General features: G+C 37.1%; 8 protein-coding genes. 4 read left to right on the top strand and 4 right to left on the bottom strand.

All coding sequences use genetic code 11. The annotated features are described in order from the left end of the window. Both carB and greA read right to left on the bottom strand, forming a co-directional pair. The coding region (gene carB, locus PLA12_10115; protein ID HOQ32853.1) for a carbamoyl-phosphate synthase large subunit at positions 1–2,488 on the bottom strand (2,488 nt) is incomplete at its 3' end. Positions 2,489–2,505: 17 nt separating this feature from the next. Continuing rightward, positions 2,506–2,979 carry a transcription elongation factor GreA gene (greA, locus tag PLA12_10110; protein ID HOQ32852.1) on the bottom strand — a complete coding sequence of 158 codons (474 nt, stop codon included), beginning with the start codon at positions 2,977–2,979 and terminating at the stop codon, positions 2,506–2,508. 196 nt (positions 2,980–3,175) lie between these two features. Between greA and PLA12_10105 the strand changes: the two genes are divergently transcribed. Together PLA12_10105 and glnE are read left to right on the top strand one after the other, a co-directional pair. Beyond that, on the top strand, positions 3,176–4,333 hold the full coding sequence (locus PLA12_10105) for a glycerate kinase (GenBank protein HOQ32851.1): 1,158 nt from the start codon (positions 3,176–3,178) through the stop codon (positions 4,331–4,333). Between the two features lie 11 nt (positions 4,334–4,344). Then, complete coding sequence (glnE, locus tag PLA12_10100; protein HOQ32850.1) at positions 4,345–7,419, top strand: bifunctional [glutamate--ammonia ligase]-adenylyl-L-tyrosine phosphorylase/[glutamate--ammonia-ligase] adenylyltransferase; 3,075 nt, start codon at positions 4,345–4,347, stop codon at positions 7,417–7,419. 24 nt (positions 7,420–7,443) lie between these two features. Here the strand turns inward: glnE and PLA12_10095 are convergent, their stop codons facing one another. Next, positions 7,444–8,640, bottom strand: coding sequence for a hypothetical protein (locus PLA12_10095; protein HOQ32849.1), 1,197 nt, complete (start codon positions 8,638–8,640; stop codon positions 7,444–7,446). An 87-nt stretch (positions 8,641–8,727) separates the two neighbouring features. After that, complete coding sequence (locus PLA12_10090; GenBank protein ID HOQ32848.1) at positions 8,728–9,315, bottom strand: ATP-dependent Clp protease proteolytic subunit; 588 nt, start codon at positions 9,313–9,315, stop codon at positions 8,728–8,730. A 170-nt stretch (positions 9,316–9,485) separates the two neighbouring features. Here PLA12_10090 and PLA12_10085 point away from each other — a divergent pair, with 170 nt between their 5' ends. Then, positions 9,486–11,426 (top strand): hypothetical protein, encoded by a 1,941-nt coding sequence (locus tag PLA12_10085; GenBank protein HOQ32847.1) that lies wholly within the window; start codon positions 9,486–9,488, stop codon positions 11,424–11,426. Between the two features lie 76 nt (positions 11,427–11,502). Continuing rightward, entirely contained in the window at positions 11,503–13,434 is a 1,932-nt protein-coding gene (locus PLA12_10080) for a hypothetical protein (GenBank protein HOQ32846.1), read from the top strand. The last annotated feature ends 712 nt before the right edge of the window (positions 13,435–14,146 follow it).

The raw sequence follows: 14,146 nt of genomic DNA, 5'->3' as shown, positions 1-14,146 counted from the left end.
TAATCGTTTCAATTATATCGGCAGGTAAATCATAAGGAGGTAAAATACAAGCACTATCGCCAGAGTGAACCCCGGCCTCTTCAATATGTTGCATGATGCCACCGATAATGACCCGTTCTCCATCTGCTATAGCGTCCACATCAATTTCTATAGCATCCTCTAAAAATTTATCAATTAATATGGGATGTTCTGGCGATGCCTCTACGGCATATTCCATATACCTTTGAAGTGCATTTGTGTCATAGACAATCTCCATAGCTCGACCCCCTAATACAAAAGAAGGTCTTACTACTACGGGATAGCCAATCCGTTCTGCAATTTGCAAAGCCTCTTCAAACGAACGGGCTGTATCGTTTTCCGGTTGCAAAAGATTCAGTTTCTCCACCACTTCACGGAAAAGTTTGCGGTCTTCTGCACGGGCAATATTCCATGCAGATGTGCCAATAATCGGAGCACCTGCCTTTTCTAATTGTTGGGCTATGTTCAACGGAGTTTGTCCACCGAATTGAACGATAACCCCCTGAGGCTGAACCCGCTCAATGATATTCATTACATCTTCAAATGTTACCGGTTCAAAAAATAAACGGTCGGATGTATCATAATCTGTGGAGACAGTTTCTGGATTACAATTCACCATAATGGCTTCGTATCCTATATCTCTGAGAGCAAAAACCGCATGCACACAGCAGTAGTCAAACTCAATTCCCTGTCCAATTCGATTTGGTCCGCCTCCCAAAATGATTATTCGCGGTTTATTGGCAAGTTGCACTTCATCCTCATCTTCATAAGTTGAATAATAATAGGGAGTATAGGCCTCAAATTCAGCCGCACATGTATCTACAAGCCGATAAGTTGTAACAATCCCCAATTCTTTCCGTAAATTTCTTACATTTAATTCATTTAACTTCCAATATCTTGCTAGCTGATAATCTGAAAAACCATATTGCTTGGCTTTTTTTATCCTTTTTGTTAGAAATTCTTTTTTCTTTGCTTCTTTGGAGTTAGTATTGATGTAAGAATTGATTTCGGGAGATAATTCAATTAAATTCTTTTCCTCCTCCACAATCTCTTCCATCTGACGGATAAACCACGGGTCAATTTTTGTTATTTCATGCAACTCCTCAACAGTGGCTCCAAGTCGAATAGCTTCCGCTAAATGTAAATACCGATGAGGTGATGGTGTTCGTAAAGCCCGCAAAAGGGCGTCTTTTTCTACTTGTGAATGGGGTTCTTTTGTGAGAGGCTTTGCTTTCCCATCTCCACCGAAACCAAACCTACCAATTTCCAATCCGCGTATGGCTTTTTGGAGTGATTCTTTAAATGTTCTTCCAATGCTCATTGTTTCACCAACGCTTTTCATTTGAACCGTTAATATTGGTTCTGCACCTGAAAATTTTTCAAAAGCCCAACGCGGTATTTTTGTAACCACATAGTCAATCGTGGGTTCAAAACAAGCAGGTGTCTCTTTGGTAATATCATTAGGTATTTCATCCAGAGTATAGCCAACAGCCAATTTTGCCGCAATTTTCGCTATTGGGAATCCGGTCGCTTTAGAAGCCAATGCAGAACTTCGCGATACGCGTGGATTCATCTCTATAACCACCATTCGTCCTGTTTGAGGGTGAACAGCAAACTGAACATTAGACCCTCCCGTATCCACACCAATTTCCCGCATAATGGCAATTGCCGCATTTCGCATTATCTGGTATTCTTTATCCGTCAGTGTCTGTGCCGGTGCAACGGTAACACTATCACCTGTATGAACGCCCATCGGGTCTACATTCTCAATTGGACATACAATAACTACATTATCCTTTAAATCTCGCATTACTTCTAATTCATATTCTTTCCAGCCGATAACGGACTCTTCTACTAAAACTTCATGAATCGGACTTGCCTCCAATCCTTTTTGAATAGCCGACACATATTCATCCTTGTTGAAAGATAATCCTGCTCCCGTCCCGCCTAATGTAAACGCAGGACGAATTACCGCAGAATAATTAATCTCTCCTCCGAACCCCATTGCCTCATCAATGTGATGGACAACCAGACTACGCGGTACCTCCAGCCCACAATGAATCATTGCCTCTTTAAATAAGCCACGGTCTTCTGCTTTTTTTATTGTTTGTGCATTAGCACCTATCATCTGAACGCCATATTTTTCTAATATCCCTGCATCCGCCAACGCAACGGATAAATTAAGTCCTGTTTGTCCTCCTACTGTAGGAAGTAAAGCATCCGGTTTCTCTCGTTCAATTATCTTTTCCAGAAAGGGAACAGTTAACGGTTCAATATAAGTGCTATCTGCCATTTCTGGGTCTGTCATAATCGTAGCCGGATTGCTGTTCACCAATATAACTTCATAACCTTCTTCCCGCAACGCCTTACATGCCTGTGTTCCAGAATAATCGAATTCGCATGCCTGCCCAATAACAATAGGGCCCGAACCTATAATCATTATCTTTTTAATGTCATTTCTTTTGGGCATCAAAATATTCCTTAAGATTATTGTGAAGGTAAAATTTCAAGAACTTTAAGTCGCAATGTTCCTGCGGGAACATTTACTTCAACTACATCCCCAACTTTTTTCCCTAACAATGCCTGACCCACGGGTGATTGTGTTGATAATTTACCCGACGATAAATCCGCTTCCACAGGACTTACTATGGTGTAAGTAATTTCTTTTCTTAACTTTTCATTTAGCACACGCACACTTACTCCTAACCTCACTTCGGATGTGTCCATTTGTGTGGTATCAATAATTACAGCCCGTGCAATTTTATCTTCAATATCATTGATTTTCGCCATTAAAAGCCCCTGCTCATGCTTTGCAGCATGATATTCCGCATTTTCACTCAAATCACCCAAAGAACGGGCATACGCTATTACTTCTGATAATTTAATCTTTTGTTTGTTTAATTCTGCTAATTCTTCTCGCAACTTTTGTAGACCTTCTTCAGTAATATAAATTGGTTCCATACACTTATCCTACCTTATTTCGTAGGGTTAATATTTACGCCCAAAACAAAAATTTATACACTTTTAAATTGCAGGAATTATATCATATTTTCCTACACTCTTGAAATTGCTGTTTTAACAATTCAAAAATTTATTTTTTGTTCAATAGCAGTTTGTAATAATATACATATTCATTCTCGTACAAAGGTAAAAGAAAATGGCAAGATTGAAAGTTCTTATTGCTCCAGATTCATTCAAAGAGTCCTTGGATACTACAAAGGTTGCAAAATCAATCGCAGAGGGATGGAAAAATATTAATCCAGAAAGCGAGTTGATTATATGTCCTCTTTCTGATGGGGGAGAGGGATTTCTAAATGCCATATCCGTGAGTTTAAATATAAAATACTTCACCACAGTTGTTACCGATTTGATGGGCAAAAAAAGAAAAATCAAATATGGCTGGCTTACACAGCCAAAAACGGCTATTATAGAAACAGCAGAGATTGTTGGGCTTCATCTTGTTCCCCCGGGTAAACGGAAGCCAGAAATTTTTACCAGTTATGGTGTAGGCGAGGTTATTTTACATGCCATTCATAAAGGGGCGAGACAAATTGTTTTAGGTTTAGGTGGGTCTGGTATTAACGATGGGGGAGCAGGTATTGCACAGGCTTTGGGTTATCAACTCCTCAATACTCAGGGAAAACCCATTGGGAAAGGACCTTTAGAACTACAAAATCTTACATGTATAAAAAATACCCGTTACTATGAGCAAATTAAAAACACTACCATTATCATAGCCAGTGATGTTAAAAATCCTTATTACGGTCCCCATGGGGCTACATTTGTTTACGGTCCTCAAAAAGGACTAAAAAAAGAAATATGTCCTGTTGTAGACAAAGCCCTTAGAAACTTTGCCCATATCATAAAGCGAGATTTGAAAGTAGATGTTCAAAAACAACCCGGTAGCGGTTCTGCAGGAGGAATGGGAGGGGCTTTATTTGCTTTTGCCTTCGGTAACTTTGTTCCCGGTTTCCAATGGATAGCCCAAACTGCTAATTTAACCCATAAACTTACTTCTGTTGACTTAATTATTACAGGAGAAGGACAATTAGACCACCAGAGTTTTTCTGGTAAGGTTGTAGGTGAAATTCTAACCCTTGCTCAAAAGTATAATAAAATGGTCATTATACTTGTTGGGAGATTGGGAAAAGGTTGGGATGCTTGTCGGACAAAAGCAAATGTTGCTATTTTCCCTATTTCTACTGGAGAAACATCAAAAAAAGAAATGTTAAAAAATACTTCCATCAATATCCTACGAACAAGCGAACAAATAGCAAAACTTTTTTATTACCATAGAACTAAAATTAAAAAATAATTTGTAAAAATATGGAAAGCAAAAATATATTAAATAGATTGTCCGAAGGTATTATAGAAGATTGGAACTACTTATCATCTATCCCTATTCAGGAATGGCAAACCCAATTGGAATTACTTCTCCACGAAACATCTAATCCTGAACGCGTAATCGTTGCTTTTACTCAATACCTGAAAAATTTACCTCCACCTGTCGAAACACATATATTCAAATACTTACGAACCCCAAAATACTTGCGATTTTTTGAAAGAATATTTTCACAAAGCCCATTTGTTACCGATACTCTTATTCACCATCCCGAATATGCAGACGAAATCTTATCTTCGCAAACTCTTTCCCGTGCTTTAACAAAACAAGAATGGCTATTGTATTTTGGTTATGACTACTCTAAAATTAGTTCCCCTTCCGAAATAATAAGCCTTCTTCAGAGCAATCATCTTTTCGAAGGTAATGATTGGAATTTAAGGAAAATCATGATACATTTCCGACAACTTCACAAGAAAGCACTTCTCCGTATTACTACTCGGGACATTGTAGAACACCAGGAAGTTAAATCCATCACCGAAGACCTTTCGAATCTTGCCGATGCACATCTCGAATTATGCTTTTATTTACTCTCAACCTACTTAAAACAACAATACGGAACCCCCATAAAACATGATATAGAAAAAGGAGAAAAATCACCATCAAGTTTTGTTATATTGGGTTTGGGGAAATTAGGAGGCAGAGAACTTAATTTTAGTTCAGATATTGATTTATTATTCATCTACGATGGCGATGGAGAAACAAGTGGAGGTCATAAAGGACAAATTACCAATCGTGAATTTTTCTGCAAATTGGGGGAACAAATTATTAAATTTTTATCGGAACATACCGAAGAAGGTCAGATTTACCGTGTGGACATGCGATTGCGACCTTATGGCAAAGTGGGTGCTTTAGCAGAAAGCCTTGAAAATTCTGTGGAATACTATTATCAATATGGGCGTGCATGGGAACGGCAGGCATTAGTAAAATGCAGACCCTGTGCCGCTGATATAGAACTGGGAAATGAATTTTTAGAAATGATGCGGCCTTTTATTTTTCCGAAATTTTTTGATGATAAAACATTGGATGATATACATCAGACAAAATTGATGGCAGAAAAACAAGTAGCAGAACAAGGACAAACCAACTACGAAGTGAAATTAGGCAAGGGAGGAATTAGAGATATTGAATTTACGGTTCAATTGCTCCAGTTATTAAATGGGGGCAGAAAACCCGAACTAAGAATTACCAATACCATTGATGTCATTTACAAATTAATGGCAAATAATTACTTAAAGCCTTTCGACGCCGAAACTTTGATAAGAAATTATTGTTTTTTAAGAGAAGTAGAACATCGCCTCCAGATTGAACACGGAACACAAAAACATGCTTTACCCCAGGACCCGAAAGAATTAGATGAATTTGCCCGCCGATTGGGTTATATTTCAGGGGAAGCCTTTTGGCGTGTATATAAAGAAAAAACGCAAGAAGTTCGAAATATATTAGAACAATTTATCGCCGTTAAAGCATCAGGTCATCTATGGGTTTACGATTTAACAAGTTCCCAGTCCGATGGAAAAGAAGGATTAAACAAACTAAAAGAATTCGGCTTTAAGGATGTAAATTCAGCACGAGATATTTTTCGACTATTGGCAAATGGTCCTGAAGATTCACCTCATTCCTTACATGTTCGCGAAAGTTTTATAGAAATTGTTCCTTATTTATGTGAAGAGTTCCGTAAAACTAATTCTCCAGACAAATCTCTGGCACAATTCTTCTCCCAATTATCACAGATAAAAATTCCGGGTGTTATCTATTCTTTCCTCAAAGAAAATCACAACCTCTGTTCTTTTTTTGTTACATTGACCACTCGCGCTCCTGCTTTATCCAATATATGGATAAAAGAACCTGGAATCATAGAAGTGTTCCTTCAAGGAGAACTAATCGGACAAAGAGTTAATACAGATTATTTAAATTTTTCGTTACAAGAGTTAAAAAAATCTGCATTTCCAGAATCCGCTCATTATCGGCTAAAAGATTCCGAATGGTTACGAATTGCATTAGGTGATTTACTGGGAAAATTCACTATTGCCGAAGTCTGCGAACAACTCACCCTTTTATCTAAAGTGATATTACAGGATATAGCAATTGTATCTCTGGAAGAGACAAAACAGAAATATGGAACAAGCCCATTTCCCTTTGCGGTAATAGGTTTAGGTAAGATTGGTGGTGGAGAAATGACCTTTGGCAGCGACCTTGATTTAATATTCGTTTATGATGATGAACATATCAATTCTACTGATAAAATAGATACTACCTCCATTAGTCCTTCTGAGTATTTTGCAGATGTATCATCACGAATTATTAAAAAACTTAAAGAACCTACCCGTTTCGGAATTTTGTATGATATTGATGCCCGATTACGTCCCTATGGTTCCAAAGGAGTTTTGGCAATCAATTGGAACCAATTAAAAGAATACTATGAACATGAAGCAGACATCTGGGAAAAAATGGCATTAATGAAAGCCCGCATTATCTTTGAACAAGGTGTAATGACTACGGATATATCAAAAATACTTACTAAGTTGGCTTTTTATTTCCCTATATCCAGAGAAGATGTCCAGAAAAGCGAGAATATACGACAAAAAATGGTTCAACAAACAAGTCCGAATAACTTGAAAAAATCGGAAGGAGGAACTGCTGAATTAGAATATATTGTTCGCTGGTGGCAAAGATTAAAGATAGAACAGTGTCCTGAATTAGCAACTTCTTCGGTTATCAATGCTTTAAATATTTTGACAGATATTTTGCCTGAACATAAAGAGAAGTGGCAATTTTTAAAGAAGACCTTTGGAATTTATTTGCAAATATTAAATCGCTACCGTTTGTTTACAGGTGTTCGTAGTTCCACCTTATCAGATGAAACAATTTCCCTCCTCCCTCAATTACTACCTGAAATCCAATTTACGCCAACACCTATGGAATATTTAAAAAACTTAAAGAAAGAAGTTCATCAATTTTATTTGGAAACATTAAAATCGGTTCAACAATGGATTGAATAAAACAATCTTAATTATCTCTCTCCCTTATTTTACCTCTGAAAAATCGAGAATAAATCCATACAATCGACTTTCTATTAATTGCCCCCCAATCCAGGGCAAGTCAAACCCTTCTAACGGACTGCTATAATTTACCAAATAGTATGTATCTTCAGAAAGGGGAACAATTCCAGCGAATGCCGTATCCCCCTTAGATGGCAGGTCTACGAGAGGATATAATTCCAAAGTATTTGGGTTAATCTCATATAAACAAGTGCGTTTTCGGGTGAGAGAATAAAATACCATGCTCCACGCATTCCAAACACTTTCAGGAAGAATTCCTTTACCTCTTGCTGAACGCCCAGCTATATTTCTTCTGCCAACAACAAAAAATCGTCCTTTATGGGTAAACATAAGTGAAGAGTCAACTTTATAAGGTGTAAATTTGCACTCCCAGCAATTGATTTTATCCGCAGGAGCACGACAAACTAATGCCCCTCCACCTACTTCAAGACGCACCAGTGCAACAATTCCTCCTTTGTCATCAAACACAAATTCTGCTTCTTCTGCTCCAACACAGTCAATTTGAGGTTCTTTAGAAATGGGCTCCCAGTGAATACCATCGGAGGAAATTAAAAGGCGAGCATCACCAAGGTTCCCTTTACCATATATATCCAATCCATAATATACCGACATATACGCTTGTTCCCCCAAGGTTCGAACACGCCACACCACATAACCAGGTTGAAATATTGCTTGAGGTTCTGTCCAATGGCCATCTTCCAGTCTTTCGCAATAATGGATATATCCCGGTTCAAATCGGAGGGGGTCGGTGCCTCCTGTATAAAAATATAAAAACAACCTATCCTTGAAATATAAAAAACGTGGTTCTCGAAGGTCCCGCTTCATGCTTATACACAATTCTTTTTCCCATGATTTGCCTTTGTCGTCAGACCGCATCACATATAACTTTGCATTAGGTGATGCAAAATGACTGGGTGCTGTGCGGAAGCCCATGAATATGCTTGTCCCAATGCTAATAAGGTCAACATTGTTTGTCGAACGCATCGGAGAAAAATCTTTAGGCATTCCTTCCCCGGGGACTACGGGTATAGGTGAAGAAATCTTTATTCCGTTGACCCGCTCTGGATACATCGGCATAGGTTCAGAATATAAAACAGAAAAAATCAGAACCCCTGCTATAAAAATTATCAAGCTAAGAACGATTATCAAAATACATAACAATACTTTAAAATATTTTCCTTAACCTCAAAGATTGTTGGAGAGGTATAATTTGTTCACAACCTTTCTCAGCCATTTATTATTTTTCTATTACCCCTTCCTTCTTGAAATAATCTCTCCAATTAAACCATATTCTAAGGCTTCCTCCGCAGACATCCAGAAATTGCGGTCACTATCCTTGGCTATCTTCTCTATGGGATGTCCTGTTTCCACGGACAAAAGGCGATTAATCCTCTCACGAATCTTCAAAATTTCTTGTGCTTCTATTCGAATATCCGCTGCTTGTCCTCCCGCTCCACCTGAGGGTTGATGTATTAAAAACCGTGTGTTGGGTAATGCAAATCGTCTATCTTTCGGAGCCCCCATCAGAATAGGTACAGCAATACTGGCAACCCAACCTACACCAATTGTCGTTACTGGGGATTGGACAAATTTCATTATGTCATAAATAGCAAATCCCGAGTCCACATGTCCTCCGGGAGAACAGACATAAACAGTTATCGGCTCTTGAGATTCATAATCTAACAATAACAATTGGGTAATGATTTTTTCTGCTAATTCCTGAGTAACTTCACCCGATACAATAACGACACGATTTTTTAACAATCGAAGAGATAATCCTTCCTGCTGGGCGGGTTTCTCTTCTTCACAAATTTCCGGTTCTTCGCAAAAAGCCATTGCTTTGCTCCTTTTATTAACAAAGTTGTAACTAAATCAATTAAGGGATAATTTTAACTTGAAACCTCATAGAAAAACAATTTTATCTCATATTTTATCTATCAAAAAGTAGAATGGCTTTTACTCTTTCTATTATTTTATCATCAATAGACAAAATGCGTGAGTATTGTATGACATACTCAAACGAGATATTAAAAAATAGAAAAACTTATACTCTTGTCTTAATGGGTGTCTGGGTATTTTTTGCAGTCCTGTTCTTACGAACAGCGTGGCTTTGTGATGATGCCTATATTACTTTCCGCACAGTCGATAATGCTATAAATGGCTACGGTTTACGCTGGAATGTAAATGAACGAGTTCAGGCATATACACATCCCTTATGGCTATTCTTACATATTCCTTTTTATTTTCTTACAAAAGAAATGTTTCTAACCCCAATCTTCATATCTTTTACTATTTCAATGCTAACCATTATTTTTACTACCCTTTTTATGGCACAAAATACCTCACAGGTATTAATCATAACCAGTATATTAGGTTTCTCAAGAGCATTTGTAGATTTTTCATCTTCAGGATTAGAAAATCCGATGAGCCATCTTTTATTGGTGCTTTTCCTTTTTTTATTTCTCACGAAAAAATTTACCCGAATTCATCTTTTCTTTTTGTCCTTTATATCCTGCCTTGCCACATTAAACCGTCAGGATTGTTTCCTCATCTATTTGCCTGCTTTAATCTATGCATGGTGGCACTCCGAAAATAAGATAAAAGATTTTTTTATTCTATGTGCTGGTTTTATTCCGTTATTACTTTGGGAAATATTTTCCGTTGTTTATTACGGTTTCCCATTCCCAAATACCGCCTATGCAAAATTAGGAGCAAAAATCCCAAGAATAGATTTAATTATTCAAGGTCTCCGATATTATCTTTGGACATGGAACAGAGATAATATTACTTCCATAGTCATTTTTTTAGGATTAATTAACGCTTTATTCCAAAAGAAAAAAATAATACAGCCATTAGCATTGGGCGTGCTTCTTTATTGCATTTATATCGTATGGATAGGCGGAGATTTTATGGGCGGTCGTTATTTTACAGTTCCTCTTCTGGTGGCAACGATTATTATTATCCAATCTCCACATTTGTCAAAAAAATACTTAGCCATTCCTATCGCTTTTTCCTTCCTATTAATCAGTCTAACCCGACCCGATGTCCCTATATTTACAGGTGCCGATTACAGCAAAGGAGGTTTTTTTACAAAAGATGGAATTACCACAGAACGAAAATATTATTACAAATGGTCAAGTTTATTAAATTGGCAAAAAGGTAAACCCATGCCCTCATTCAGTTGGGCAGACCACGGAAGAGAAAACAGAAAGAAAAACATACAGATAACAAAACTTCGCGGTTGTGTCGGCTTTTATGGCTTCTTTTCAGGTCCCCTTGTTCATATTGTAGATTTTCATGCACTTGGAGACCCATTACTGTCTCATTTGCCCAGTCTTTATCATCCCAAAATTGCTATAGGTCATTTTATACGCTATGTTCCTGAGGGATATATGGAATCTGCCGGCAGTAATGAAAATAAAATACAAGACACCGACCTTGCAAAGTTTTATGATTATATCCGTATTATTACCCGTAGCCCGATATGGTCATGGGAACGATTCAAAGTAATCTTAAAAATGAATTTAGGATATTACAATTATTTGATAGATGAAGATAAATATCAATTTGCGGATACAGAAGTGAAATATTACGAAGAATGGGAAGAAGAAATACAAAATTTGAAAGAAAATCGAGGTATCAAAATCTCAGAAGGAGGTTTAGAAATACGATTGGGAGAAGTTAAGCACGATTCTTATATTGAATTGGAATTAATAAAGTGGCACCAATTTCATATTCTGTTATTCAACAATAAGGAGTATCTAACCCGAATAAAATTAGGTCCTGAAACCGGAGATAGGTCTTTATTTGCCACCTATTCTTTAAAAATTCCAAAACACGCTGTTAGAGAAGGATACGATACAGTCCGTATTTTTCCCTGCCCCAAAGAGCTCAATCAACGAAATATCTGTTCCGAAATAAGAAGTTTCCATCTACTATCAAAATAATTTGTAAAGTATAATTTTGTATAATTTCGTAATGTATATTTTGAACAAATAAGCAAAAAGGAATTAGAGAAAACTTATGGAAAACAACAAAAGGCGTTTATGGATTCTAACAAGTATTATCCTTCTGGGGGTCTGGATATTTTTTGCAATACTCTTTCTCCGCACCGCATGGTTATGCGACGATGCTTATATTTCCTTTCGCACTGTAGACAATGCAGTAAATGGTTATGGACTTCGCTGGAATGTAAACGAACGCGTTCAAGCCTACACGCATCCTTTATGGATGCTCTTACATATTCCTTTTTATGCACTGACACGAGAAATGTTTCTAACCGCCATATTTATTTCATTTGGCGTGTCTATGTTGACCATAATCCTTCTTACTCTGGGAATTGCACAGAACCTATCACAAGTATTAATTGCTGTAAGTATATTAGGTTTTTCAAGGGCTTTTATAGACTTCTCTTCTTCCGGCCTGGAAAATCCCATGAGCCATTTATTACTTGTTATTTTTATGATTTTGTTCCTCTCCCAAAAATTTACATTAAAAAATTTATTTCTTCTTTCTCTGATAGCATCATTAGCTACACTCAATCGTCAGGACTGTATTTTACTTTATTTCCCTCCGTTAGCCTATGCATGGTGGCAGACAGAAAATAAAAAGCAAGGATTTATTCTACTCTGTTTAGGTTTTATTCCCCTCATTTTATGGGAACTATTTTCCATTATTTATTATGGCTTTCCATTCCCGAATACCGCCTATGCAAAATTAGGCACAGGACTATGGAAAATTGATTTAATCAAACAAGGATTATGGTATTACGCCTTTTCATGGAAAAGAGATTTCATTACCTTACTGGTTTTGTTTTTAAGTCTATTTATACCTTTCTATCAACGGCAAAAGGAAGTTTGGGCTTGTGTAATAGGTATCATTTTATACGGCTTTTATATTATCTGGATAGGGGGAGATTTTATGGGAGGCAGGTTTTTTAGTGTGCCTCTTCTTTTGGCAACTATCCTTCTTATTCGATATTCCAAATTAGACCAATTAAAACGGGGTATCCCTGCGATATGCATATTTCTTATTACAAGTTTCATACAGCCTCATGTCCCGATATTAACCGGCAGCTCTTTCGGGAAAGATTTATCCGGATTTAAAGATGAACATGGTATCGGCGATGAACGGATGTTCTATTTCCAAGTGGCAAGTCTGGCTCATTGGGAAAAAGGGAAACCCATGCCTTGCAATGCATTTGCCAATCAAGGAAGACAATATCGGCAGGCTAACAAAAAAATAACCAAATCCCATGGCAGCGTTGGTTATAGAGGATTTTTCGCTGGTCATGTTGCTCATATCATTGATTATAACGCCCTATCCGACCCCTTATTAGCACGAATGCCTGCCGCTTGTCGTCCCAGTTGGCGCATTGGACATTTCTGGCGCTATATTCCCGAAGGTTATATTGATTCCGCAGGAGGAGATGAAAACAGAATTAAAGATACAAATTTAGCCGAATTTTTTAACCATTTAAAAATTATTACCCGCGGTCCCTTATTTACGATAGAACGATGGCGGGATATTATCAAAATGAATTTAGGCATGTATGACTACTTGATAGATAAAGACCGCTACCAATTCCCTAACCTCAAAAAAATAACATATCAGGATTTAAAAGAAAGAATAACATCCAACGAATCAGCAAAAATTGTTGTTCCCAAATATGGAATTGAAATTCAATTTGATGAGATAAAGAAAAACGATACCATCACAATAGAGTTAGATTCCTTCGATACTTTTATTATTCTTTTCTTCAACGATAAAAATTGGATTGCAAGAAAATGGATTGAGAAAACATGGGCAGACCCTGATAAAGCCACCGTAGAACCTTATACAAAACATAAAATAAAAGTGCCTTTTTCTGCTCGCAAAAAAGGCTATACGGCAATACGCGTATTTACCTATCCCGGCGATGCAGATTCCACAATGCGAGATATACAATTTGATTAATTAAAAAAATAATCCCTTTGCCAATATCACGATTAATTTGTATTTATAACGGGAATAATCAATATTTATCGTCAGACAAAGCTTCTATCTGCACAGGCACAAAAGAAAAATACATTGTCAAAGGGATAGTCTTTATTCGATACAAAAATTCTAATTGATTGTTAAAATTCCATCATATCTATTCAAGAAATACCATTCGCAACAAATGTAGGAACCCTGCTGTTTATGAGTATGAATAGCCAATTTGACTTTTCATTTTATTTATGTTATAATAATGCTCCGCTTTTGATAATGCACAATGCAAAGCAAAAGCAACAAGTCCCTGAACAAAAATCCGTAATAAAAAAATTTCAGGGGTTGTTATCTGAAAGTTGAAATAACCGTTATAAATATGCTATAATAAAAATTGGCTCTGTCTAAACAGGTGACATGGGCAAATTGACTTGAAAAATGTATAAATCCATGTCAGTTTGACAGAACAACAAAAATTGTATTATACTAAGAGATGATACGGGGTAAGAGACAAAAATTGTCTCTCTACCTGTGTCCATACCGACATGGACACGATACGCTCTGTGAAAATTGAATACGATGCACGCCGTTGAGAAAAAACGGTCTTGTGAAATCAAAAAACTGAGTACTCCGGTCAATCGTCCGAAAGGACAAGACGGAAGTCAGAAAATAACTCTTCGATACTTATATTCGGGAGCCG

The organism is Candidatus Hydrogenedens sp. (assembly GCA_035378955.1).
In the GTDB taxonomy this organism is placed as follows: Bacteria; Hydrogenedentota; Hydrogenedentia; order Hydrogenedentales; family Hydrogenedentaceae; genus Hydrogenedens.
Note: the sequence above shows the minus strand (reverse complement) of the source record. Positions and strands in the feature narration are given on the sequence as shown.